Origin of the sequence: Amycolatopsis sp. cg13, from assembly GCF_041346965.1 — a bacterium.
GTDB lineage: Bacteria > Actinomycetota > Actinomycetes > Mycobacteriales > Pseudonocardiaceae > Amycolatopsis.
In genome coordinates this window covers 2,836,490-2,859,912 of sequence record NZ_CP166848.1, presented here as the reverse complement: position 1 = coordinate 2,859,912, position 23,423 = coordinate 2,836,490, and the positions used below count along the sequence as shown (strand labels likewise).

General features: G+C 70.2%; 23 protein-coding genes. 15 read left to right on the top strand and 8 right to left on the bottom strand.

All coding sequences use genetic code 11. From position 1 onward, the window contains the following. Positions 1-84 precede the first annotated feature (84 nt). Both AB5I40_RS12870 and AB5I40_RS12865 read left to right on the top strand, forming a co-directional pair. Complete coding sequence (locus AB5I40_RS12870; protein WP_370938729.1) at positions 85-2,325, top strand: ATP-binding domain-containing protein; 2,241 nt, start codon at positions 85-87, stop codon at positions 2,323-2,325. A 9-nt stretch (positions 2,326-2,334) separates the two neighbouring features. Then, positions 2,335-2,850, top strand: coding sequence for an FKBP-type peptidyl-prolyl cis-trans isomerase (locus tag AB5I40_RS12865; protein ID WP_370938728.1), 516 nt, complete (start codon positions 2,335-2,337; stop codon positions 2,848-2,850). 123 nt (positions 2,851-2,973) lie between these two features. Here AB5I40_RS12865 and AB5I40_RS12860 read toward each other — a convergent pair whose 3' ends face one another. Continuing rightward, positions 2,974-3,945: a quinone oxidoreductase gene (locus AB5I40_RS12860; protein WP_370938727.1), complete on the bottom strand. Its 972-nt coding sequence runs from the start codon at positions 3,943-3,945 to the stop codon at positions 2,974-2,976. A 92-nt stretch (positions 3,946-4,037) separates the two neighbouring features. On the opposite strand from AB5I40_RS12860, the gene AB5I40_RS12855 reads away from it, so the two are divergent. After that, complete coding sequence (locus tag AB5I40_RS12855) at positions 4,038-4,355, top strand: hypothetical protein (protein WP_009075903.1); 318 nt, start codon at positions 4,038-4,040, stop codon at positions 4,353-4,355. Then, a complete protein-coding gene (locus tag AB5I40_RS12850; RefSeq protein WP_370938725.1) occupies positions 4,352-5,215 on the top strand; it encodes a RimK family alpha-L-glutamate ligase in 864 nt (287 codons plus the stop codon). Before AB5I40_RS12855 ends, AB5I40_RS12850 begins: the two co-directional genes overlap by 4 nt. Here the strand turns inward: AB5I40_RS12850 and AB5I40_RS12845 are convergent. From AB5I40_RS12845 to mptB, 5 genes are all read right to left on the bottom strand, one after another. Next, the gene (locus AB5I40_RS12845; protein WP_370938724.1) at positions 5,212-6,153 is read right to left on the bottom strand and encodes an acyl-CoA desaturase; all 942 of its coding nucleotides are present in this window, start codon (positions 6,151-6,153) and stop codon (positions 5,212-5,214) included. The genes AB5I40_RS12850 and AB5I40_RS12845 overlap by 4 nt on opposite strands. Positions 6,154-6,343: 190 nt before the next feature. Continuing rightward, on the bottom strand, positions 6,344-7,315 hold the full coding sequence (locus AB5I40_RS12840; protein ID WP_370938723.1) for a heme A synthase: 972 nt from the start codon (positions 7,313-7,315) through the stop codon (positions 6,344-6,346). Between the two features lie 148 nt (positions 7,316-7,463). After that, positions 7,464-8,252 (bottom strand): ABC transporter permease, encoded by a 789-nt coding sequence (locus AB5I40_RS12835; RefSeq protein WP_370938722.1) that lies wholly within the window; start codon positions 8,250-8,252, stop codon positions 7,464-7,466. After that, positions 8,249-9,175: an ABC transporter ATP-binding protein gene (locus AB5I40_RS12830; protein WP_370938721.1), complete on the bottom strand. Its 927-nt coding sequence runs from the start codon at positions 9,173-9,175 to the stop codon at positions 8,249-8,251. Before AB5I40_RS12830 ends, AB5I40_RS12835 begins: the two co-directional genes overlap by 4 nt. Positions 9,176-9,181: 6 nt before the next feature. Next, positions 9,182-10,813 carry a polyprenol phosphomannose-dependent alpha 1,6 mannosyltransferase MptB gene (gene mptB / locus AB5I40_RS12825; RefSeq protein WP_370940504.1) on the bottom strand — a complete coding sequence of 544 codons (1,632 nt, stop codon included), beginning with the start codon at positions 10,811-10,813 and terminating at the stop codon, positions 9,182-9,184. 410 nt (positions 10,814-11,223) lie between these two features. On the opposite strand from mptB, the gene AB5I40_RS12820 reads away from it, so the two are divergent. The 10 genes from AB5I40_RS12820 (at position 11,224) to lepB (AB5I40_RS12775) (ending at position 19,955) form a co-directional block, all read left to right on the top strand. Next, positions 11,224-12,075 carry a helix-turn-helix transcriptional regulator gene (locus AB5I40_RS12820; RefSeq protein WP_370938719.1) on the top strand — a complete coding sequence of 284 codons (852 nt, stop codon included), beginning with the start codon at positions 11,224-11,226 and terminating at the stop codon, positions 12,073-12,075. Continuing rightward, a complete protein-coding gene (gene sufB / locus AB5I40_RS12815; RefSeq protein ID WP_370938718.1) occupies positions 12,072-13,520 on the top strand; it encodes a Fe-S cluster assembly protein SufB in 1,449 nt (482 codons plus the stop codon). Before AB5I40_RS12820 ends, sufB begins: the two co-directional genes overlap by 4 nt. Next, a complete protein-coding gene (sufD, locus tag AB5I40_RS12810; RefSeq protein WP_370938717.1) occupies positions 13,521-14,693 on the top strand; it encodes a Fe-S cluster assembly protein SufD in 1,173 nt (390 codons plus the stop codon). Between the two features lie 38 nt (positions 14,694-14,731). After that, positions 14,732-15,502 carry a Fe-S cluster assembly ATPase SufC gene (gene sufC, locus AB5I40_RS12805; protein ID WP_370938716.1) on the top strand — a complete coding sequence of 257 codons (771 nt, stop codon included), beginning with the start codon at positions 14,732-14,734 and terminating at the stop codon, positions 15,500-15,502. A gap of 50 nt (positions 15,503-15,552) precedes the next feature. Further along, positions 15,553-16,854: a cysteine desulfurase gene (locus AB5I40_RS12800; protein ID WP_370938715.1), complete on the top strand. Its 1,302-nt coding sequence runs from the start codon at positions 15,553-15,555 to the stop codon at positions 16,852-16,854. Further along, a complete protein-coding gene (sufU, locus tag AB5I40_RS12795; protein WP_037814681.1) occupies positions 16,851-17,300 on the top strand; it encodes a Fe-S cluster assembly sulfur transfer protein SufU in 450 nt (149 codons plus the stop codon). Before AB5I40_RS12800 ends, sufU begins: the two co-directional genes overlap by 4 nt. Continuing rightward, positions 17,297-17,695, top strand: a complete 399-nt coding sequence (locus AB5I40_RS12790) for a metal-sulfur cluster assembly factor (RefSeq protein WP_037814682.1) — start codon at positions 17,297-17,299, stop codon at positions 17,693-17,695. Before sufU ends, AB5I40_RS12790 begins: the two co-directional genes overlap by 4 nt. 127 nt (positions 17,696-17,822) lie before the next feature. Beyond that, complete coding sequence (locus tag AB5I40_RS12785; protein WP_370938714.1) at positions 17,823-18,248, top strand: hypothetical protein; 426 nt, start codon at positions 17,823-17,825, stop codon at positions 18,246-18,248. A 29-nt stretch (positions 18,249-18,277) separates the two neighbouring features. Then, positions 18,278-19,153 (top strand): signal peptidase I, encoded by an 876-nt coding sequence (lepB, locus tag AB5I40_RS12780; protein ID WP_370938713.1) that lies wholly within the window; start codon positions 18,278-18,280, stop codon positions 19,151-19,153. A gap of 31 nt (positions 19,154-19,184) precedes the next feature. Beyond that, positions 19,185-19,955, top strand: coding sequence for a signal peptidase I (gene lepB, locus AB5I40_RS12775; protein ID WP_370938712.1), 771 nt, complete (start codon positions 19,185-19,187; stop codon positions 19,953-19,955). On the opposite strand, the gene AB5I40_RS12770 is transcribed toward lepB (AB5I40_RS12775), so the two are convergent. Continuing rightward, positions 19,870-21,801, bottom strand: coding sequence for an AarF/UbiB family protein (locus AB5I40_RS12770; RefSeq protein ID WP_370938711.1), 1,932 nt, complete (start codon positions 21,799-21,801; stop codon positions 19,870-19,872). The two genes, lepB (AB5I40_RS12775) and AB5I40_RS12770, sit on opposite strands and share 86 nt — an antisense overlap. A 171-nt stretch (positions 21,802-21,972) precedes the next feature. Between AB5I40_RS12770 and AB5I40_RS12765 the strand changes: the two genes are divergently transcribed. Beyond that, complete coding sequence (locus AB5I40_RS12765; RefSeq protein ID WP_370938710.1) at positions 21,973-22,515, top strand: snapalysin family zinc-dependent metalloprotease; 543 nt, start codon at positions 21,973-21,975, stop codon at positions 22,513-22,515. 141 nt (positions 22,516-22,656) lie between these two features. Here AB5I40_RS12765 and AB5I40_RS12760 read toward each other — a convergent pair whose 3' ends face one another. Further along, positions 22,657-23,382: a class I SAM-dependent methyltransferase gene (locus AB5I40_RS12760; RefSeq protein WP_370938709.1), complete on the bottom strand. Its 726-nt coding sequence runs from the start codon at positions 23,380-23,382 to the stop codon at positions 22,657-22,659. Between the last annotated feature and the right edge of the window lie 41 nt (positions 23,383-23,423).

The following is a 23,423-nucleotide window of genomic DNA, read 5'->3' as shown; positions in this document are numbered from 1 at the left end:
TTCCGCGCCGGGCAGGAATGGCCCGGGATCCTCGCCGGTTGCACTCTTCCGGCCCCGATCCCGACCTGAAAGCAGGACCTTTCCTTGCCCGAGGAACCGGCCTACGAAGCCGAGCTGCGCCGCGAACAGGCCTACACCGACGCGTTGTTCGCGAAGCTCGACTCCGAACGCACCCAGACCCAGCGCCGGCTGGACGAGACTCTGCGCCAGACCGGCGGGACGCCGCAGGCGCGGACCGAACGCGAAGCCGCCACGAACCTGCACAGCGACCGGCTCGCCCAGCTCGGGTCGGTCGAGCAGGGATTGTGCTTCGGGCGGCTGGATTTCGTGCCGGGCAGCACCGACGAGGAGATCGCCTACATCGGACGGCTCGGCCTGTTCGACGAGGACGACGACTACCGGCCGCTGCTGATCGACTGGCGGGCCCCGGTCGCGCGGCCCTTCTACCTCGCCACCGCCGCTTCTCCGGACGGCGTGCGCAGGCGACGGCATCTGCGGTCGCTGAGCCGTCGCGTCACCGGGTTCGACGACGAGATCCTCGACCTGACCGCCGCCGACCAGGGCCAGGATCTCGGGCTCGCCGGCGAAGCCGCCCTGCTGGCCGCGTTGGAGCGCCGCCGGACCGGCGAGATGGCCGACATCGTCGCCACCATCCAGGCCGAGCAGGACCGGATCATCCGCGCGCCGCTCGGCGGCGTGATGGTGGTGCAGGGCGCGCCCGGCACCGGGAAGACCGCGGTCGCGCTGCACCGCGCGGCGTATCTGCTCTACACGCACCGCCAGCAGCTGACCACGCGCGGCGTGCTCGTCGTCGGCCCGAACTCGACCTTCCTGCGCTACATCGGCCAGGTGCTGCCGTCGCTCGGCGAGACCGGCGTGCTGCTGGCGACCATCGGGCAGCTGTGGCCGGGCTTGGACGCCGACGGCGTCGAGTCTCCGGAAGCGGCCGAGGTGAAGGGCCGGCTGGTGATGGTCGACGTGCTCGCCAAGGCCGTTCGGGACCGGCAAGGTGTACCCGATCCGGTGATCGAAATCGAGCACGAACGCGAAATCCTCAAGCTCGACCGGAAGACGTGCGTGCAGGCTCGCACCCGGGCCCGCCGTTCGCGACGGCCGCACAACCTCGCGCGGCGGTTGTTCATCTCCGACGTCCTCGACTCGCTCACCCGGCAGGCCGCCCGCGCGCTGGGCGAGGACCTGCTGGACGCGCAGGACGTCCAGGACATCCGCGCCGAGCTGGCCTCGAGCCCCGCGGTGGCCGCCGCGCTGAACTCGCTGTGGCCGAAACTCACCCCGGGAGGCCTGCTCGACGACCTGTTCGCCGACCGCGAACACCTCGACCGCGCGGCGGGCGAGCTGTTGTCCGAAGCGGACCGGAGGCATCTGGAGAGCGGCCGCACCACGAAGTGGACGCCCGCCGACGTGCCGCTGCTCGACGAACTGGCCGAGCTGCTCGGCACTGACGACTCCGAGGAAGAGGCTGCGGAAAAGCGCCGCGAACGCGTCGAGCGCGCGTATGCCGAGGGCGTGCTGGACATCCTCGATCAGGACGAGGAAATCCAGGACGAGGAGGTCCTGCGGGTGTCCGACGTGCTGGACGCCGAGCTGTTCGCCGAACGGCAGCAGGCGCGCAGCCAGCTGACCGCGGCGCAGCGTGCCGCGCAGGACCGGACGTGGACGTTCGGGCACGTGATCGTCGACGAGGCGCAGGAACTGTCCGCGATGGACTGGCGGCTGCTGATGCGCCGCACGCCGAACCGGTCGATGACGCTGGTCGGCGACGTCGCGCAGACCGGGGCCGCCGGGGGAGCGCGGACCTGGGACGAGGTGCTGTCGCCGTACGTCGCGGACCGCTGGCGGCTGGAGCAGCTGACGGTGAACTACCGGACCCCGGCGGAGATCATGGCGGTCGCGGCGGGCGTGCTCGCCGAACTCGACGTCGATCTGGCCGCGCCGGCGTCGGTGCGCGAGACCGGGGTGCCGCCGTGGGGCGTGGAAGTCGCTTCGCTGGACGAGGAACTGCCCGCGCTGGTGGCCGCGGAACTGTCCGCTGTGGACGGTGGGACCGTGGCGGTGCTGGTGCCGGGCGGTCGCGTCGACGAGGTGCGGAAGCTGCTTCCGGAGGACGAGCGGCTGAGCGTGCTGACGGTCGACCGGTCCAAAGGGCTGGAGTTCGACGGGGTCGTGCTGGTGTCGCCGGACGAGATCGTGGCGGGGTCGGCGCGCGGGCTCAACGACCTGTACGTGGCGCTGACCAGGGCGACCCAGCGGCTCGGCGTGGTGCGGACTGGTCCGGCGGTCCCTGCCCTCGGTGGCCTTGGCTAATCTTCCGCTATGCAGAACATCGGCAGGACAGCTGTCATCGGCGCGTGCGCGGCAGTCGCCGCGTTCAGCCTCACGGCCTGCGGCGGCGACAGCAGCGCGGCCCCGGCGGCCCCGAGCCGCGAGTGCACCGCGGACGACATCAAGACCACCGGGAACTTCGGCCAGCCGCCGACGATCACCATCCCGGACGACTGCGCCCCGCCGAAGAAGCTGCTCACCAAGGACCTGTCGGAGGGTGCCGGCAAGGCCGCGGCCGCCGGGTCGAAGCTGTCGATGAACTACCTGGTCGTCACCTGGTCGAACAAGAAGAAGCTGGACAGCTCGTTCGACCGCGGCGAGCCGTTCGGCCTCGACCTCGGGGCCGGTCAGGTGATCGAGGGCTGGGATCAGGGTCTCGTCGGCGTCAAGCAGGGCGGGCGGCGGCTGATGATCATCCCGCCCGCCCTCGCCTACAAGGACGGCGGACGCGGCATCGCGCCCAACGAAACGCTGGTGTTCGTGACCGACGCCCTCTCGGTCGGCTGAGCTTTCCGGTCGTGCGGCGTCCTCGCCGGTCTTGGTTGGCTTCGCGGACGTTGCGCGAGCCGTCGTGCCCGGTCGCGAACAGTTCGCTGGTGTTCGCGACCGGCGCGCTGCCGGTGTGCTGAGTCAGGGGATCAGCAGCAGCTTTCCGGTCGTCCGGCGGCCCTGCAGGTCCTCATGGGCCTTGCGGGCGTCGGCGAGCGGGTAGCGGCCGCCGATCCGGACGTTGAGCGAACCGTCCTGCACGGCGGCGAAGAGTTCTCCGGCGCGCCAGTCGAGTTCCTCGCGGGTGCGCAGGTAGTGGCCGAGCGTCGGGCGGGTCAGGAAGAGCGAGCCGCCGGAGTTGAGCCGCTGCGGGTCGAGCGGCGGCACCGGGCCGCTGGCCGCGCCGAACAGCGCCAGCGTGCCGCGGATCTTCAGGCTCGCGAGGCTGCCGTCGATGGTGCTCTTGCCGACGCCGTCGTAGACCGCGGCGACGCCTTCGCCGTTGGTCAGCTCGCGGGTCGCGGCGGCGAAGTCTTCACGGTCGTAGCGGATCACGTGGTCCGCGCCCGCGCCACGGGCCAGCTCGGCCTTCTCGTCGGTGGACACCGTGGCCAGCACTCGCGCGCCGCGCGCCTTCGCCAGCTGCACCAGCAGCAAACCGACACCGCCGGCCGCCGCGTGGACGAGGATGTCGTCGCCTGCCTGCACTTCGTAGGTCGAGCGCACCAGGTAGTGCGCCGTCAGGCCCTGCAGCATCGTGGCCGCAGCCGTCTCGTCGGACACGCCTTCGGGCACCTTCACCGTGGCGCTGGCCGGGACCACCGCGCGCTGGGCGTAGCTGCCGAGCACGCCCTGCCAGGTCACACGGTCGCCGGGGGCGAATTCGGTGACGCCCTCGCCGGTCTCCACGACCGTCCCGGCGCCTTCGGAACCGAGGACGAACGGCAGGTCGATCGGGTAGATGCCCTGGCGCTGATAGGTGTCGATGTAGTTGACGCCCGCGGCGGCGAGGTCGACCAGCAGTTCGCCCGCGCCGGGCGGACCGGGCTCGATCTCGGCCAGTTCCAGCACTTCCGGGCCGCCGGTCCGGGTCACCTGCACTGCGGTCGGCATGGTTCCTCCTCGAGATGTGCGCGTCTGGCGTCCACTATGGCCGAGAACACGGTCGGGCCGCGGGGGCGGGGGTCTCGGGTTAAGCTCCGGACGTGGCTGAGGAGACCGAAAACACGCCGACCGCGCCCACTGCCCGCCAGCTGGCGTCCGCCCGCGACTTCGTGGCGAAGCACGGAAAACCGTCGCGCGCCGTGGTCGAGAACATCGGGCTGGCCGGCGCGCGGGTCGTGCTCGTGGGCCCGGACGGGGCGATGGGCGACGTGCTGGTCGCCGGGGTCGAGACCGGGAACGCGCTGGTCGAGCAGGTCGACGACCTCGAGGCCGCGGAGTGGGACAGCGAAACCGTGAAGACGGTCAAGATCGGTGCCGCGCACCGGCGCAAGATGGCCGGGCCGCGAGCGGGCCGGTGACCCGCTCGGCGATTTTCGTCGGCTGCGCCGAACTGCCCGAGGGCGACGGCGACGAGGCCGCGGTGCTGCCCGCGCTCGCGGACCTCGGATTCACCGTGAGCTGGGCGGCCTGGGATTCAGCCGCGGACTTCGCTTCGGCGGACATCGTGGTGTTGCGTGCTGCCTGGGATTACCCCTCGCGCCGGGAGGAATTCCTCAGCTGGTGCGAAGACGTGCCCGGGCTGAGCAACTCGGCCACGGTCGTGCGGTGGAACACCGACAAGACGTATCTCGGCGAACTGCTCGACGCGGGCGTGCCGACGGTGCCGGTCGAGATCGTGCCGCCGGGGGAGAAGCCGCGCTGGCCGAAGAAACCGTTCGTGGTGAAGCCTTCGGTGGGCGCGGGAGGCCGCGACGCCGTCCGGTTCTCCTCTGCCGGGGCGGACGCGGAACAGCATCTGCGCGCCTTGCACGACGACGGGCGCACGGGGTTGATTCAGCCGTATCAGTCCAGTGTGGACACTCAGGGCGAGATCGCGGTGACGTACTTCGGCGGCGTTTATTCGCACGCCTTCACGAAATTCGCGTCGCTGGAGTCCTCAATGGACACTTCTGGGCTGTACCGGGAAGAGCGGCTTGCGGCCGCTGTTCCGGCTCCGGAAGTGCGTGCGGTGGCCGAGGACGCGCTGGACGCTGCGTGCGGGTTGCTCGGCATTTTGCGGGCGGAGCTGTTGTACGCGCGGGTGGATCTGGTCCGCGGGGATGACGGTCGGCCGCTGGTGCTGGAGCTGGAGTTGACTGAGCCGTCGCTGGGGTTCCGGCATGCGGACGCGGGTGCGCCGTTGCGGTTCGCGTCCGCGGTGCGGCAGCAGTTGGCTTAGCTCGCTTCGGCGGCCTGACGCCGCTTCGCCGCCAACCGTTCCGCCCGGGGCCACCGGACGTCGCTTGCCCAGCCGAGCCGTTCGAACGCCCAGATCACCCGCGCCGAGACGTCCACCTGTCCGCGCAGCACGCCGTGCCGGGCGCAGGTCGGGTCGGCGTGGTGGGAGTTGTGCCACGACTCGCCCATGGACAGCAGCGCCAGCGGCCAGAAGTTGGCCGCGCGGTCGCGGCTCGCGAACGGGCGGTCGCCGATCAGGTGGCACACCGAGTTCACCGACCAGGTCACGTGGTGCAGGAACGCGATCCGCACCAGACCGGCCCAGAAGAACGCCGTCAGCGCGCCCTGCCAGGTGCCGCTGAACGCCCAGCCGAGCGCGGCGGGCAGGGCGAGGCTGAGGGTGATCCACAGCCAGAAGAACCGGTTCACCAGGCGCAGGTCGCGGTCGCTGACGAGATCCGGCGCGAAGCGGTCGGCGTTGGTGACCTCGCGCTGGAACATCCAGCCCATGTGCGCGTGCCAGAACCCGCGCAACAGCGCCGCGGGCGACGTGCCGAAGAGCCACGGTGAGTGCGGATCGCCCTCACGGTCGGAAAACGCGTGGTGGCGGCGATGGCTCGCGACCCAGAAAATCACCGACCCTTGCACGGCCATGCTCCCCGCGATCGCGAGCGCGATCCGCAGCGGGCGGTTCGCTTTGAAGGCGCCGTGGGTGAAGTAGCGGTGGTACCCGACGGTGACGCCGAGCGTCGCGAGCACGTAGAAGACGGTCGCGAGGATCAGGTCGGTCCAGCCGATGCCCCATCCCCACACCAGCGGCACGGCGGCGATCAGCGCGGCGAACGGCACGAGGAGGAACGTCTTGAGCACGATCATCTCGGCGGTCCCGCGCCGGCCGGAGAGAAGGGGTTTGCCGGGACGGGCAGGGGCGGTCGGCATGGCGGCACCTCGGGCTGTGCGGGGCTTGCGGAAAGCCGGTCGGCGACGACGGTAAGCCGCCGACCTGTCCGCCGGGCCGACGCGCAGTTACGCCCGGATGACCGTCAGTTCGCGGTGCCGAGTTGGCCGCGGCCCGGTGCCGGAGGGGAGGCCGAGCTGTTGCCCAGCTATGCCCAACGGTGCGAAGCCGTCAGTTCGCGGCAGCGAGTTCCCGCTTCTCCGCGGGCTCCAGCGAGGTCACCGGCCCGCGGTCGCGGGTGCCCGTCCACAGCACCGCCGTCACCACGATCACGAGCGCCGAGCCCAGCACGTGGAACGACACCATCGCCTCGGGCACGCCCAGCGCGTACTGCACCGTTCCCAGAACCCCCTGCAGCAGCGCGACAATCCACACCCACGCATACCGCTGCCACACGCTCTTCGGCGCGCCGACGCGCATCAGCGTGAGCCCGAAGACGCCCAGCACCACGAGGTAAGCGATCAGCAGCCCGCTGTGGACCCGGGCCAGCTGCTCGATCGGGGCGTCGAGGCGATGCGTGTTCACGTCGCCGCCGTGCGGGCCCGCGCCGGTGACCGTGGTCCCGGCGATCAGGACTGCCCACATCAGGACCGTCAGCAGGACCAGCATCTGCCGTCCCAGTTTCGGGACCAGCGGGCGCGCCGGTTCGTCTCCTTCGCGGAACGCCTTCAGCAGCAGCACCGCCAGCCACACGAGCGGCGTGGAGGCCAGGAAGTGGATCGCGACCGTCCACCATTCCAGTTTCGCCAGCACGGTCAGCCCGCCGATGACCGCCTGCAGCACGACGCCGCCGGGCATCGTCCAGGCGAGCTTCACCAGGCGCTTGCGCTCCGGGTGGTCGATCTGCATCCGCCACGCGGTGAGCACGGCCAGTGCCGCCACCACGATCACGACGCCGGTCAGCATCCGGTTCGAGAACTCGATCCACTGGGTGACCGCGTCGATGCCGGAGTGCCGCACCGGCACCAGGCTGCCCGCGACGCACTGCGGCCAGGTCGGGCATCCCAGCCCGGACCCGGTCACCCGCACCACGGAACCGGTGACGCCGATGCCTGCCTGCGTGACCACCGCGGCGATCCCGACGCCGCGCTGGACCGCGGCGGACGGATACGGCAGGCGGGCGATCAAACTGCGAAGGGACACGCGGAAAGAATACTCGCGCGCGTTTTCCCGCCTTCACGCGGCGGTATTGTTCCGCACGGAATCGCCAGCGTGCGCAAGGAATCGGGTGCGGCGGCGGTCACATTAGCGGCCTGTTTTCCGCGCGGTGATCCGTAATTGGAGGTGGGATTCAGGTGAGTTTCGTAGTCCGCGTCGCCAGCACTCCGGCCACCGCGGCCCACGCCACCAGCACCGCCGCCGGGCCGAGCGGGAACTGGCCGTCCACCAGCGCCGCGCGCATGCCTTCCGCCAGCGCGCCCGACGGCAGCAGCGAAACGATCACCCCGACCCCGGACGGCAGCGCCGACGGAGCCAGCAGAATCCCGCCGGCGAGCAGCAGCACGAACCACACGATGTTCGCGAGCGCCAGCACCGCTTCCGCCCGCAACGCGCCACCCAGCAGCACGCCCAGTGCGCCGAAAGCCAGCGTCCCCAGGACCAGCAGCACCACCGCGGAGCCGATCCCGGCGGCCGACGGCGACCAGCCCAGGAAAGCCGCCACCACGCCGAGCACCACGGACTGCAGCGCCACGACGACCAGCGCCGCCACGACTCGTCCGGCCACGAGCAGCCAGCGCGGCAGCGCCGTCGCCGAAAGCCGCTTCAGCACGCCGTAGCGGCGGTCGAAGCCGAGCGCGATCGCCTGGCCGGTGAAGGCCGACGACATGACCGCCAGCGCGAGAATCCTCGGCGTCATCCAGTCCACTTTGGACGTCGAGCCGAGCTGGCTCGCGGGCAGGATGTCCAGCGAGCTCAGGCCGATCAGCAGCGCGAGCGGAATGATCAGGGTGAGCAGCAGCTGCTCGCCGTGCCGCAGGGTCAGCGCGGCCTCGACGCGCGCGTGCGTGCGCAGCATCTTGCCGAGCGAGCCGCGGCCGGGCGCGGGGGCGAAAGTCCCTGCGGGGAACGGAGAACTCATGCGCGCAGCTCCCGTCCGGTGAGTTCGAGGAACACTTCTTCGAGCGTCCGACGTCCGACTTGCAGTTGTTCGGGCAGGACGCCCTGTTGCGCGCACCAGGCGGTGACCGCGGAGACCACCTGCGGGTCGACCGCGCCCTCCACCAGGTACGAACCGGGCGCGGTTTCGCTGACCCGGTACCCCTCCGGCAGCGCGGCCGCGAGCAGCGTCGTGTCGAGCTTCGTGCGGGCGCGGAACCGCAGCTGCGCCGCGTCGCCCGCCTCCAGAGTCAGCGAATGCGGCGTGCCCTCGACGACGACCTTGCCGTGGTCCACGATCACCACCTGGTCGGCCAGCGTTTCCGCTTCCTCCATGAGGTGGGTGGTGAGCAGGACGCTCACGCCGTCCGCGCGCAGCGCCGCGAGCAGGTCCCAGACCAGCCGCCGCGCCTGCGGGTCCATCCCGGCGGTGGGTTCGTCCAGGAACACCAGCTCCGGACGGCCGACCAGCGCGCACGCCAGGGAAAGCCGTTGCTGCTGCCCGCCGGAGAGCCGTTTGAACGGCGTCCGCTTCGCGCCGGCCAGCCCGAGCACGTCGAGCAGCCACGCCGGATCGTGCGGGTTCGCCGCGCAGGAAGCCACTAGCCGCAGCATTTCCTCCGCGCGCACGCCCGGGTACGCGCCGCCGCCTTGGGGCATGATGCCGACGCGCGGGCGGAGCCGGGAACTGTCCGCGACGGGGTCGAGGCCGAGCACGCGCACCCGGCCCGCGTCAGGTCTGCGGAAACCCTCGCAAATCTCGACAGTGGTCGTTTTTCCGGCGCCGTTCGGCCCGAGCAGGGCCAGCAGGGAACCACGCTCCATGCGCAGGTCGATGCCGTCGACCGCGGTGGTGGAGCCGTAGCTTTTCGCCAAGCCGGAGATCTCGACGGCGGGGTTGTCCACAACGAATCACGATACGACGTCGGCGGGCGCGCGCGGTGCTGGGGACGCCGGAGGTGTCCTGGACAACAGCAGCGGCGAAACCCGGTACACGATCGCGAGGCCGCCGAGGGTCACCAGAGCGGCCGCGCCGTAGGCCCACGGCAGGACGTACGAGCGGCCGTCGAAGGTGCCGCCGGTTGGCGGGAGCAGGAACGGCAGCCCGGCGCTGATGACCGTGGCGACCACCCGGAACCGCGACGTCCCGGCCGCCGCGGCGAGCGGGATCACCGCCCACAGCAGGTACCACGGCTGGAGGTTGATCTGCAGGATCATCGCCGCGCCCAGCGAGACGCCGAGCCCGATGATCGGCCGGTAGCGCCATTTGAAGCTGGCCCACAGGAATTTGATCGTGACCGCCGCGGTGATCACGTTGCCGAGCGTGCCGAGGATCGGCACCAGCGCGTCGGTGTGGTTGCCGAGCCCGAGCGTGATGCCGAGGACGCCGCCGAGGTTCGCGACCTCCGCGGTGGGGGAGATGAACGACCGCACCAGCCCCGGCGTGCTCGCCGTCGCGCCGATCCAGCCGAAGCCCAGCCCGGTGCCGACGCAGATCGCGGTCAGGACCACGCCGAACAGCACCGCCATCGGCGCGCCCGCCCACACCAGGTCTTTCAGCCGCCCGTGCCATCTGCGCGCGACCATCACCGAAAGGAACGGCAACGCCAGCACAGCCGGGATTTTCACCGTGGCGCCGATCGTGATGATGACGACGCCGAGCGCGATGAAGAGGAGTTCGCCCTTCGCCAAGGGCGGCGGACTGTCGCCCTTCACCCGCACTGGGAGCCGCCGGATGCCGATCTCCAGTCCGGCGACCATGAGCCCGATGGCCAGCGAATCGTTGTGCGCGCCCGCGACGAAATGGAAGATCAGCAACGGGTTCGCCGCGCCCAGCCACAGCGCGGTGGCCGGCTGCACGCCGAACCGCCGGGCGAGCCGCGGCACCGCCCACACGATCAGCAGCACGCCGACCATCGCGAGACCGCGCTGCAGCAGCACGCCGACGACGATGTTGTTGCCGCCGACCGGAGCCAGCCAGCCGCCGAGCCGCAGCAAAAGCGGGCCGTACGGGGCGGGGGTCTCGCGCCAGATGTTGGTGACGCCCGCGGTGAGCGGATCGGCGACGCCGAGCGCCTGCGCCGGGCCCAGCTGGTAGGGGTCCATGCCGCGGTGCACGATCTCGCTCTGCGCGAGGTAGCTGTAGACGTCGCGGGAGAACAGCGGCGGGATCAGCAGCAGCGGCGCGACCCACATCGCGACGGTGCGGGCGAGTTGCCCGCTGGTGGCCAGCCGCGCGCTCGCCGGACGGGCGAACCGGGCGAGCATGAGCCAGCTCAGCACCAGGATGCCCATGCCGGAGAAGGCGATCGCGAGCGAGACCGTCGGGATCCGGATGAACAGCCGCAGCACCGGCAGGTCCTGCACCGGGTTGATCACCGGCGCGGCCCCGGCCCCGAGCGAGCCGAGCGCGAGGAACAGCGAACCGACCGTCCCGAAACGGCGGACCACGTCGAGGCCGCGGGTCTCGGCGGCGTTCAGCGGATCGGTGCGGCGCGGGCCGACCGGGGACGGCGCGGCTTCGGGGGCCGGGGGAGCGGCCACGGCGCCGTCGGCACCGTCAGTGCTGCCCGGTTGGCCGGATAAGTCCGGTTCCGGTGCCCGCTGGTCCGGGTGTTCGCCGACTGCCACGCCCGGAAGCGTATCGACTCCGGTTCGAGGGGTGTATCGAGCCGTTCGGTCCCCGGTGCCGGGATTGCTCCCGTTGGTCCGTGAAGGGCTCCTTGAGGGAATCGGATTCCCGGTGCCCAGGGCTCGAGGCGGCCCCGCAGTCTCGGCCGACGGGAGAGTCGGCCGTCCGTGAGGGGAACCCTGAGGGAATCTGATTCCCTCAGGGTTCCCCTCACGGACCTGGGGCCGGGCGCTGCTGCGGCGAGGCGCGCCCGGAGGTGAGTCGGGTCACTGCCCGACACCCCGCCTTTGCCCGCTGGCCGGAAATAAGACACACTTGTGTTGTGAAAAAGACCGGGAGCACTGGCGAGGGGCGCGGCGAGCAGCCGCGCGCCGCGGCCGTCGGCGTTCCCGTGCAGGTCAGCGCGGTGAACGTCGCCGAGGGCCGTACTCGGCACGAGGTCGCCCGGCTGCTGCTGGAGCAGGGCCCGATGACCGCCGTGGTGGTCGCGGAGCAGCTCGGCATCAGCCCGACGGCGATCCGCCGCCACCTCGACGCGCTGCAGGCCGACGGCGAGGCCGAGACCCGCGACGCCCCGCGCAAGGGCCCGCGCGGACGCGGCCGCCCGGCCAAGCTGTTCCTGCTCACCGAAGCGGGCCGGGCCCGGTTCGGGCACGCCTACGACGACCTCGCGGTCTCGGCCATCCGCTTCCTCGCCGAGCACGCCGGACCGGACGCGGTGCGCGCGTTCGCCGAGCGCCGGGTCGAAGGGCTCGTCGGGCCGCACCGGCAGGCGATCACCGGATCGGCTGATCCGGTCGAGCGCGCCGAGGCCCTCGCCACCGCGCTGAGCAGGGAAGGCTACGCTGCCTCGACCCGCCAGGTGGGCGCGGGAGCCCAAGCCGCGAACGTCGGCGCCCAGCTGTGCCAGCACCACTGCCCGGTCGCGCACGTGGCCGCGGAATTCCCGCAGCTGTGCGAGGCCGAAACGGAAGCGTTCGCGAAGCTGCTGGGCACCCACGTCCAGCGGCTGGCGACCATCGCGCGCGGAGACAACGCGTGCACCACACACGTACCCGCCGGACCGGCGGGTATCCCGGCCCATCCCGAGCCGGACCGCACGACGCCCGGAGACGCGGCCGCGCCGCCCGAAGGGCACGCACCACGGATCCCGAATGGAGGGAAACCCGCATGACTGCCGCTGCCGAGCAGCGCACTCCCACCACCGAGCCGTTGAGCCAGGAAGAGACCATCGCGTCCCTTGGCAACTACGCCTTCGGCTGGGCGGACTCCGACGAGGCTGGCGCCAGCGCCCGCCGCGGCCTGAACGAGGATGTCGTTCTCGACATCTCCGCGAAGAAGTCCGAGCCCGAGTGGATGCGCGACGCCCGATTGAAGGCGCTCAAGCTGTTCGACCTCAAGCCGATGCCGAACTGGGGCGCCGACCTCTCGGGGATCGACTTCGACAACATCAAGTACTTCGTGCGGTCCACCGAGAAGCAGGCGGCCAGCTGGGAAGACCTGCCCGAGGACATCAAGAACACCTACGACAAGCTGGGCATCCCCGAGGCGGAGAAGCAGCGCCTCGTGGCCGGCGTCGCCGCGCAGTACGAGTCCGAGGTCGTCTACCACCAGATCCGCGAGGACCTGGAGGAGCAGGGCGTCCTCTTCCTGGACACCGACACCGCGCTCAAGGAGCACCCGGAGATCTTCCAGGAGTACTTCGGCTCCGTGATCCCCGCGGGCGACAACAAGTTCTCCGCGCTGAACACCGCGGTGTGGTCCGGCGGCTCGTTCATCTACGTGCCGAAGGGCGTGCACGTCGACATCCCGCTGCAGGCCTACTTCCGGATCAACACCGAGAACATGGGCCAGTTCGAGCGGACGCTGATCATCGTCGACGAGGACGCCTACGTCCACTACGTCGAGGGCTGCACCGCGCCGATCTACCAGTCGGACTCGCTGCACTCCGCGGTCGTCGAGATCATCGTGAAGAAGGGCGCCCGCTGCCGCTACACGACGATCCAGAACTGGTCGAACAACGTCTACAACCTGGTCACCAAGCGCGCCAAGTGCGAAGAGGGCGCGACCATGGAGTGGGTCGACGGCAACATCGGCTCCAAGGTGACCATGAAGTACCCGTCGGTCTTCCTCATGGGCGAGCACGCCAAGGGCGAGGTCCTCTCGGTCGCGTTCGCGGGCGAGGGCCAGCACCAGGACGCCGGGGCCAAGATGGAGCACCTCGCGCCGCACACGTCCTCGACCATCGTGTCGAAGTCGGTCGCGCGCGGCGGCGGCCGGACCTCCTACCGCGGCCTGGTCAAGGTCGCGAAGCGGGCGCACCACTCGCGCTCCAGCGTGGTCTGCGACGCCCTGCTGGTGGACACCATCTCCCGGTCGGACACGTATCCGTACGTGGACATCCGCAACGACGAGGTGTCCATGGGCCACGAGGCCACCGTGTCCAAGGTCAGCGAAGAGCAGCTGTTCTACCTGATGTCGCGCGGCCTCGACGAGGCCGAGGCGATGGCGATGATCGTGCGCGGGTTCGTCGAGCCCATCGCGCGCGAGCTGCCGATGGAGTACGCGCTCGAGCTGAACCGCCTGATCGAGCTGCAGATGGAAGGGTCCGTCGGCTAAATGTCCGTGGCAGAGAACAACGTTTCCGAAGCCATCCGCGAGGGGGCCGTCGTTCCGGCGGCCTCCCGCGCGGAGCGCTTCACTTCTTACGACGTCGAGGCCTTCGAGGTCCCCGGCGGTCGTGAGGAGAACTGGCGCTTCACCCCGATGAAGCGCCTGCGCGGCCTGCACGACGGTTCCGCCGTCGCCTCCGGCGAGATCACGCTGGAGACCGAGGCCGCGCCCGAGCTGAAGATCGAGACCGTCGGCCGCGACGACGCGCGCCTCGGCGAGGCGGGCGTGCCGAGCGACCGCATCGCGGCGCAGGCGTACTCGTCCTTCGCCAAGGCCACGATCGTCACGGTGCCGAAGGAGACCGAGGCGTCGAAGCCGTCGGTGCTGCGCATCCACGGTCCCGGCGAGGGCAAGGTCGCCTACGGTCACCTGCAGGTGCGCGCCGAGGCGTTCGCCAACGCGGTGATCGTGCTCGACCACGTCGGCTCCGGCACCTACGCGGACAACGTCGAGTTCGTCATCGGCGACTCGGCCAAGATCACCGTGGTCAGCGTCCAGGACTGGGCCGACGACGCGGTGCACGTGTCCGAGCAGCACCTGCGCCTGGGCCGCGACGCGACGCTCAACCACACTGTCGTCACCCTCGGCGGCGACCTGGTCCGCATCTCGCCGACGGCGACCTTCGCCGACCGCGGCGGCGACGTGGACATGCTGGGCGTCTACTTCTCCGACGCCGGCCAGCACCAGGAGCACCGGCTGTTCGTGGACCACGCGGTGCCCAACTGCAAGTCGCGCGTGATGTACAAGGGCGCGCTGCAGGGCGAAGGCGCGCACGCGGTGTGGATCGGCGACGTGCTGATCCGGGCGGCCGCCGAGGCCACCGACACCTACGAGCTGAACCGCAACCTCGTGCTCACCCCCGGCGCGCGCGCCGACTCGGTGCCGAACCTCGAGATCGAGACCGGCGAGATCGAGGGCGCGGGCCACGCGAGCGCCACGGGAAGGTTCGACGACGAGCAGTTGTTTTACCTCCAGTCGCGCGGGATCGGCGAGGAGGCCGCGCGGCGGCTGGTCGTGCGCGGGTTCTTCCACGAGATCCTGGTCCGCATCGGCGTGCCCGAGGTGCGCGAGCGCCTCGAAGCCGCGATCGAGGCCGAACTCGAAGCCGTGGGCGCCTGAGCCCGTCCGTCCACTTCAGACTCTTTAGGAAACAGCAGATGGCTACCCTGGAAATCAAGGACCTGCACGCGTCGGTGACCACCGACGAGGGCGCCAAGGAGATCCTCAAGGGCGTCAACCTGACCATCCGGTCCGGCGAGACGCACGCGATCATGGGCCCGAACGGCTCCGGCAAGTCCACCCTGTCCTACGCGATCGCCGGCCACCCGAAGTACGAGGTGACCTCCGGCGAGGTGCTGCTGGACGGCGAGAACGTGCTCGAGATGAGCGTCGACGAGCGCGCCCGCGCCGGCCTCTTCCTCGCCATGCAGTACCCGGTCGAGGTGCCCGGCGTCTCGATGTCGAACTTCCTGCGCACCGCGGCCACCTCGGTCCGCGGCGAGGCTCCCAAGCTTCGCCACTGGGTCAAGGAGGTCAAGGAGGAGATGGGCAAGCTCGGCATCTCCCAGGAGTTCGCCGAGCGCTCGGTGAACGAGGGCTTCTCCGGCGGCGAGAAGAAGCGCCACGAGATCCTGCAGCTGGCGCTGCTCAAGCCGAAGTTCGCCATCCTCGACGAGACCGACTCCGGCCTGGACGTCGACGCGCTGCGCGTCGTGTCCGAGGGCGTCAACGAGTACAAGGCGGGCAACGAGGTCGGCGTCATGCTGATCACGCACTACACCCGCATCCTGCGGCACATCACCCCGGACTTCGTGCACGTCTTCGCCGACGGCAAGATCGTCGAGTCCGGCGGCCGCGAACTGGCCGACGAGCTGGAGGAGAACGGCTACGTCAAGTACGTCGGCTCTCCCGAGCCGGCCAAGGCCTGACGTTCCCCGCGCCCCGTTCCCGACGACACCGAGAGAGAGGAGTTGGCTCGATGACCACCACGGCTTCGAACAGCCCGACCAACTCTGTTCCCCTTGACGTGGCGGCACTGCGTGCCGACTTCCCGATCCTGACGCGCACCGTGCGCGACGGGAAACCCTTGGTGTACCTGGACTCCGGAGCGACCTCGCAACGGCCGGTGCAGGTGCTCGACGCGGAACGGCGGTACGTGTTCACGTCGAACTCGGCCGTGCACCGCGGTGCCCACCAGCTGTCCGAAGAGGCCACCGACGCCTACGAATCCGCGCGCGCCAAGACCGCGGAATTCGTCGGCGCGGACCCGGAAGAGCTGGTGTTCACCAAGAACGCGACCGAGGGCATCAACCTCGTGGCGTACGCGATGAGCAACGCCGCCACGGCCGGTCCGGAGTCCGAACGGTTCCGGATCGGCGAAGGCGACGAAATCGTCATCACCGAGATGGAGCACCACGCGAACCTGGTGCCGTGGCAGCAGTTGTGCCAGCGCACCGGGGCGACGCTGAAGTGGTTCAAGGTCACCGCCGAGGGCCGGCTCGATCTGTCCGATCTGGACAGTGTGATCACGCCGCGCACCAAGGTGGTCGCGTTCGCGCACCAGTCCAACGTGCTCGGCACGGTCAACCCGGTGGCCAAGCTGGTGGCCAAGGCGAAGGAAGTCGGCGCGCTGACCGTCCTCGACGCCTGCCAGTCGGTGCCGCACTTCCCGGTGGACTTCCACGCGCTCGGCGTCGACTTCGCGGTGTTCTCCGGGCACAAGATGCTGGCTCCGTCCGGGATCGGCGTGCTGTACGGCCGGACCGAACTGCTCGAAGCGATGCCGCCGTTCCTCACCGGCGGCTCGATGATCGAGCTGGTCACGATGGAGCGCACCACGTTCGCCGCGCCGCCGCAGCGGTTCGAGGCCGGGGTGCCGATGACGTCGCAGGCGATCGGCCTCGGCGCGGCGGTGGACTACCTGTCCGCCATCGGGATGGACCGCGTCGCGGCGCACGAGCACGAGCTGGCCGCGGCCGCGATCGCGGGCATCAGCGCGATCCCGGGCGTGCGCATCGTCGGGCCGACCGACCTGGAGGACCGCGGCGCGACTGTCGCGTTCGTGATCGACGGCGTGCACCCGCACGACGCCGGGCAGGTGCTCGACAGCCTCGGCATCGCGGTGCGGGTGGGACACCACTGCGCGTGGCCGCTGCACCGGGCTTGTTCGGTGCCCGCGACCGTGCGGGCGAGCTTCTACCTGTACAACACGCTGTCCGAAGTGGACGCTCTGGTCGCCGGGATCCGCGAGGCGCAGAAGTTCTTCGGGGTGGACCAGTGAACCTGGAGAGCATGTACCAGGAGATCATCCTGGACCACTACAAGAACCCGCACGGGCGCGGCCTGCGCGATCCGTTCGACGCGGAGTCGTTCCAGGTCAACCCGACCTGCGGCGACGAGATCACCTTGCGGGTGAAGGTCAGCGACGGCAAAGTCGAGGACGTGTCCTACGACGGGCAGGGCTGCTCGATCAGCCAGGCTTCCGCGTCGGTGCTGACCGACCTGGTCGTCGGGCACACGGTCGACGAGGCGTTCACGACCATGGACGCGTTCGTGGAACTGATGCAGGGCAAGGGCAAGGTCGAACCGGACGAGGACGTACTGGAGGACGGCGTCGCGTTCGCCGGCGTCGCGAAGTACCCGGCGCGCGTGAAGTGCGCCCTGCTCGGCTGGATGGCGTTCAAGGACGCGGTGTCCAGCACCACCACAGGAGCTGAGAAGGCATGAGCGAAGAGACGGCCACCGACCCGCGCGAGGGGCGCACCGCCGCGGACCTGCCCGAGCAGTCCGCCGCCGTCCCCGCCGACATCGCCAAGATCGAGGACGTCGAGGAAGCGATGCGCGACGTCGTCGACCCCGAACTCGGGATCAACGTCGTGGACCTCGGCCTGGTCTACGACATCCGGGTCGAGACCGACAACACCGCGACGATCGACATGACGCTCACGTCGGCGGCCTGCCCGCTGACCGACGTGATCGAGGACCAGACGTCGGCGGCGCTGACGTCCGGCGGTCTCGTGAACGACTTCCGGATCAACTGGGTCTGGATGCCGCCGTGGGGCCCGGAGAAGATCACCGACGACGGCCGCGAGCAGCTGCGGGCGCTCGGTTTCACGGTCTGAGGTTCGCTTTTTCGAAGGCCGCTCCCGGTTCTCCGGGGGCGGCCTTCGGCGTATCCCGGATTGGTGCGTTCGGGCGCTGCCGGGCGGAACGCCGGATTCTGTCGGGGCCGGGTGCTATTACTGGTCAATGACCGAACCTGACTCCGAATCCGTGTCCGAAGCCGAAGAAAGACCCAGCCGCGGCCTGGCCGTGGGAGCGGTGTCCGTGGCCGCGGTGAGCCTCTCGCTCGCGGTGCTCACCTGGCTGGCCTGGCTGCTGGTCCGGCCCCGGCTCCTCGTGAGCGGCGTCTACCCGCTCGTGGCCGAGGTGTTCGTCCTGGTGCTGGGCGCGCTGTGGTTCGCGGCGCTGCTGGCCGGGGTGCTGGCGGTGGTGCTGGGGCGGCTCGGCGGAGCGAAACGGCCGGGCGGCGACCTGGCCCGCACAGGTGCGCTGCTGGGCGGGCTCACGGTGGTGGTGGCGCTGGCCGGGACGGTCGCGTTCACGGTGAGTCCCGGCCTGATGCCCGCGTACGGAGACGTCGGGCGGCCGCTTAATTCGATCCTCAGGGGGTGACCGCCGTATAACGACCTATACGGCGGCGGATGAGTTTGGCCGTCCATTATGGACAGAGCGGCACAATCCGCCCGGAGGATCCGGGGCCGCGTAACGGATCCGCGGCGCTCGCCGATCCTCGCGAGGTGATCGACGGTTTTCCGGCCCCGCCGCCGGTTTCCCGCGCCCCTCGCCGGTTTTCGGCCGTGCTGGCGCTGTTCGTAGTGCTCGCGCTGGCCGGGGTGGCGGGATGCGGGTACGGGCTGGTGACGGTGTTCAGCTATCGCTTGGCGAGAATGCCGACGAACGCGATGGCGCCCGCCGTGCCCGCCGGGACGGCGCTCGTGCTCGGCAAGCGGGACGGGCAGGTCTACCACCGCGGCGACGTCGTGCTGGCGCGCATGCCCGCGCACCAGGGCAACCGGGCTTACCTGTTGCTGGGCCGGGTGATCGGCGTGGGCGGCGACGACGTGCGCTGCTGCGACGAGAAGCGCCGGATCGTGGTGAACGGCAAGTCTGTCGACGAGCCCTACGCGAACGGCGACGGACCCGTGTTCCGCGCGCTCGTCCCGAAGGACGCGGTCTTCCTGGCCGGTGATCGGCGCGATGTCAGCTGGGACTCCCGGAACGAGGAGGCCACCGGAATGAGCGGCTCAGTGCCGGTGTCCGAGGTGTACGGGGTAGTCGTCGCCACCGGGCCGAACCGGTGGTGGGTGCGCACGCTGCCGCCGACGACGGCGTTCACCGCCGCGGGATTGCCCGGCGCGCCTGAGGTGGATCAAGGGCCGTTCCTGGGGCGGGTGTTCGTCGGAGCGGGCGCGGGGGCGTTCTTGACCGGATTCCTGGGCGCGGTGGTGACGGGCGTGCGCCGGAGCAGGAAACGGCGCCGGGAGGCTGCTGGGCCGGGGTGGCTTCCGGCGGGGTAACGACTGTCGGGATTGTTCCGATGATCGTCTCGTGACAGAAGGCTTTCCTGCTGTTCCGCCTCCGGCCGTGCGTGCGCCGCGCCGGTTTCCCTGGTTGCTCGCGATCTTCGCCGTGCTCACGGTCGCGGGCGCGGTCTTGGCGGCGACCGGGCTCCTCAAGGTGTTCAGCTACCGCTCGCTGACCGCGTCCGGCGGCGGGATGGCACACACCGTCGCCGCGGGCGAGCGGATCGTCTTCGGGCTGCGCGAAGGCCAGGAGATCCACCGCGGCGACGTCGTCGTGTTCAACGCGAGCGCGTTCGGCGACGGGCGGCGCGGGATGTTCCTGCAACGCGTGATCGCGGTCGGCGGCGATGTGGTCGAGTGCTGCGACTACGATCGCCGGATCAAGGTGAACGGCAAGTCGATCGTCGAACCTTACGCGGTCGGCGAGCAGACGACCTTTTACGCGAAAGTGCCGCAGGGCACGGTGTTCCTGGCGGGGGACCAGCGGGACATCGCGGACGACTCCCGGTGGCGCGCCAACAATCCCGGTGCCGGAGCGGTGCCGCTGTCCCAAGTGTACGGAGTTGTCGCGGCGACCGGAACCCTGTTCTGGGTCAAGGAATTCCCGGCGACCACCGCGTTCACCGACGCCGGACTGCCCGGTACGACCGAGCCGGATCGCGGCCCCATCACCAGCCGGATTACCGCCGGTGCCGGGGCGGGCGTATTCCTCATCGGGTTCGCCGGCCTGCTCGTGACTGTCGTCCGGAGCGCCGGAAGACGACGAAAAGCAGCCGCAGCCCCGCCAGTGCGCTGATCATCAGCAGGTTGTAGCCGAACACGTGGTTCAGCGTCAGCCCGGGCACCAGCTGTGGGCCGCTCGAACTGGACAGCAGCAGCACGGCCATGAGCCCGGTCGCGATGCCGACCAGCGCCAGCAGGACCTCGTGCACGAGGCCGGTCACCAGGTCGCGGTCGCGTTCGTCGGAGAACAGCCGCATGTTCACCGACAGCCTGCCTTCTTCCAGCGCCGCGCCGATCCGGTCGACGCGGCGGGGCAGGCGGCGGAGCACCGGCAGCAGGGCGGTGAATTCGTCGGTGACGGTGCGGTGCAGGGTTTCCGGGCGCAGGCCGATGCGTTCGGTGGCGAACGCGCGGGATTCGGCGACCAGGTCGAAGTCCGGGGCCAGCGTCGCGAGGGTGCCTTCCATCGTCGCCAACGCGCGGAACACGGCGGCGATCGGCGGCGGTACGGCCAGCCGGAATTCGGCGATCACGCGGAACAGGCCGGTGAACAGGTCGAGGCCGGCGCTCCGGCCGGGTCCGAAGTGCCGGGCGAGCAGGGCACCCAGCGCGCGTTCCAGGCGTTGCTCGTCGAGATCGTCCGGACGGTCGACGATCTCCAGCAGCCCGTCGCGGACACCGGCCGGGTCGCCTCGGTCGATGGCGGGCAGCAGGGCTTGCAGGCCGGCGCGCAGTCCGGTGTCGAGGCGGCCGACGGAGCCGAAGTCGAGCAGGCCGAGGGTGCCGTCTTCGAGCAGCAAAACGTTGCCGGGGTGCGGATCCGCGTGGAACACCCCGCCGAGCAGAACCTGGTCGAGCAGGCCGCGCAGGAAGGTGCGGGCGAGTTCCTCGCGGGAATGTGCGGAACCGGTGGCGAGCGGTTTGCCGTCGAGCCGTCGCATCACCAGAACGCGCTCAGTGGACAGTGCTTTGTGGACAGTCGGCAGCGTGACGCCGGGGACCGGATGCGCGGCGATGGCGTCGATGTTCGAGGCTTCGGTGCGGAAATCGAGTTCGTCCTCAAGGGATTCGGCGAATCCGTCGGCCAGTTCCAGCACACCGAGCGAGCGCGCCCAGCCGGCGCGTTCGTACAGCACGGCGGCGAGGCGGCGGACGATGTCGATGTCGCGTTCCACCTGTTCGCGGATCCCGGGCCGCTGCACCTTCACGACGACCTCGGTGCCGGACCGCAGCCGAGCGCCGTAAACCTGCGCGATCGACGCCGCGGCAAGGGGTTCGTCGTCGATGTGGGCGAAGGCGGTGAGGTCGATTTCCTCGCGCAGCAACGCGCGCACCTCGTCTTCGGGCGCGGGCGGGACCTGATCGTGCAGCCGGCTGAGTTCGCGGATGTACACCGGCGGCAGGAGATCCGCGCGGGTCGAGAGCAACTGGCCGAGCTTCACGAACGTCACGCCCGCTTCTTCGAGCGCCAGCCGAAGCGACCGCGCGAGCTTCGCGGAGCCGTCGGGGCCTGCGGTGCGGCGGCCGGTGAGGAACGAACCGAGACCGTGGCGGATCGCGATGCGCATGATCCGCGAGTAGCGACGGGCGCGGGCCGCGCGGGATCGCAGCGACCGCATCCGGGCGAACAAGCCCGGCCCGCCGGACGGAACCGCGAGTTCGGCGACAAAAAGGACTAACAGTGTCACCGCGAGCGCGCTGCCGGCCAGTGGGATCAGCAGTCCGATCGCGACCCCGGCGTTGGTCAGCACGGCGATCGGGAACAGCCGGATGACGGTGCCCGCGACGAGCCAGCCCGCGAGCGCCGCGCCGAGCGCCCGGACGAGACCGACGCGCACACCGAGCACTTTGCGGGCCGCGGCGACGAGCGGCCACAGCACGACGACGTAGGCGAGAAGGCCGAGCAGCAGCGTTTGCATGCCGAAAAGCACACCATCGCGACGGTGTCGGCGGATCCAGCCGGGGCGGGACTGACCTCCCTCTCGCGGGGGAGCGTCCTACTTTCGGACGTAGTCGCCCCGGTGGTGAACTTCTAACGTCGTCGAGCGGACAAGGGTTGCTTGCTTTCTCGATGACGTACGGAGGACACGATGCACGCACGAGGGTTCCGGCGGATCGCCGCACTGGCCGTGGCGACCGCCGCTCCGCTGGGTTTCGGCCTGGCGACCGCACCCGCCGCGTCCGCCGCCGCGGCGACCACCGTCTACTACAGCTCGGCGGGCGCGCCCGACTACGTCGCCCAGATCGACCAGGGCGCGGCGAACTGGAACGCCGCGGTGAGCGACGTCCAGCTGGTGAAGGACGAGGGCAAGGCGACGGTGAAGATCCACGAGGTCAACAGCGGAGGTTCGTACACGCAAACCGACGGGCACGGCAACGGCGACGTCTACCTGGACACGAGCCAGGTCGCCGAGGGCTACGACCCGACCCGCATCGCCGCGCACGAACTCGGCCACAACCTCGGCCTGCCGGACCACTACGAGGGGCCGTGCACGGAGCTGATGTCGGGGCACGGGCCGGGCACTTCCTGCACGAATGCCAAGCCGGACGCGCAGGAATCGGCGAAGGTGCAGCAGTTGTGGGCCAACGGGGTCCGGGCGGCGGGGACTCGGGTCACGACGACTGTCTACTGAGGACTCGTGAGTGTTTATGCCGGTTAGAACCGGCATAAACACTCACGACACCCCCGCGAACTCGGGCCCGCGCCGGGAAGTCCTCGCCGGACCTCGTGAGTGCTGCTGCCGGTTAGAACCGGCCGCAGCACTCACGACCCCCTACTCCGCGTGCAGCACGAAGAACAGAAAACTCGGGCTGACGCACAGCATCCGGTAGTCCTCCGGGAACAGTTTTTCCGCCTCCGGCACCGGTTTCGGCTCGCTGATCACCGAGATCCGGAACCCGGCCGCGGTGAACGCGTCGGTCATCGCGTGCAGCGGACGGTTCCAGAAGCTCATCGGCGTCGTACGGCCGTCGACCTCCCAGTCTTCAGTCCACTCGTAAGTCGCCGAATAATCCGTCTTCTGCCCGGCTTCCCGCTGCAGCATATGGATCGCGAATGGATGGTCGACCACCACGATCAGCCGTCCGCCGGGCTTGAGGATGCGGTGGAATTCGCCGAGCGTCGGTCCCCAATCCTCCAGGTAGTGCAGCACCAGCGAGGCAACGACGTCGTCGAACGCGTTGTCCGCGTAGGGGAGCGGCTCGGCGACATCGGCGACGCGCAGGTCCACATCGGGGCCGAGTCGCTGGCGGGCGATCTCGAGCATGCCGCTGCTCAGGTCGAATCCGGACACCTCGGCACCGCGTTCGCGCAGCGAGACGGTCAGCGGCCCGGCACCGCAGCCTGCGTCGAGAATCCGCCGCCCCGACACGTCTCCGGCCAGCGCCAGCACGGCGGGCCGTTCGTAGTAGGCGTTCTGGATTTCGGTGTCCGACATGGCGGTGTAGCTCTCGGCCAGCAGGTCGTAATCGTTGATGACGGCGCTTTCTTCCGGAGGCATGCGATCCACAGTGCCAGAAAATCGGCGCCAGGGTCCCGCCC

Bases quoted from the DNA above. Each gene is read 5' to 3' on its own strand.
- AB5I40_RS12865 (WP_370938728.1), top strand. From the start codon at position 2,335: ATGCAGAACATCGGCAGGACAGCTGTCATCGGCGCGTGCGCGGCAGTC.
- AB5I40_RS12860 (WP_370938727.1), bottom strand. From the start codon at position 3,945: ATGCCGACCGCAGTGCAGGTGACCCGGACCGGCGGCCCGGAAGTGCTG.
- AB5I40_RS12845 (WP_370938724.1), bottom strand. From the start codon at position 6,153: ATGCCGACCGCCCCTGCCCGTCCCGGCAAACCCCTTCTCTCCGGCCGG.
- AB5I40_RS12835 (WP_370938722.1), bottom strand. From the start codon at position 8,252: ATGAGTTCTCCGTTCCCCGCAGGGACTTTCGCCCCCGCGCCCGGCCGC.
- sufB (WP_370938718.1), top strand. From the start codon at position 12,072: ATGACTGCCGCTGCCGAGCAGCGCACTCCCACCACCGAGCCGTTGAGC.
- sufD (WP_370938717.1), top strand. From the start codon at position 13,521: ATGTCCGTGGCAGAGAACAACGTTTCCGAAGCCATCCGCGAGGGGGCC.
- sufC (WP_370938716.1), top strand. From the start codon at position 14,732: ATGGCTACCCTGGAAATCAAGGACCTGCACGCGTCGGTGACCACCGAC.
- AB5I40_RS12800 (WP_370938715.1), top strand. From the start codon at position 15,553: ATGACCACCACGGCTTCGAACAGCCCGACCAACTCTGTTCCCCTTGAC.
- AB5I40_RS12790 (WP_037814682.1), top strand. From the start codon at position 17,297: ATGAGCGAAGAGACGGCCACCGACCCGCGCGAGGGGCGCACCGCCGCG.
- AB5I40_RS12785 (WP_370938714.1), top strand. From the start codon at position 17,823: ATGACCGAACCTGACTCCGAATCCGTGTCCGAAGCCGAAGAAAGACCC.
- lepB (WP_370938713.1), top strand. From the start codon at position 18,278: ATGAGTTTGGCCGTCCATTATGGACAGAGCGGCACAATCCGCCCGGAG.
- AB5I40_RS12770 (WP_370938711.1), bottom strand. From the start codon at position 21,801: ATGCAAACGCTGCTGCTCGGCCTTCTCGCCTACGTCGTCGTGCTGTGG.
- AB5I40_RS12765 (WP_370938710.1), top strand. From the start codon at position 21,973: ATGCACGCACGAGGGTTCCGGCGGATCGCCGCACTGGCCGTGGCGACC.
- AB5I40_RS12760 (WP_370938709.1), bottom strand. From the start codon at position 23,382: ATGCCTCCGGAAGAAAGCGCCGTCATCAACGATTACGACCTGCTGGCC.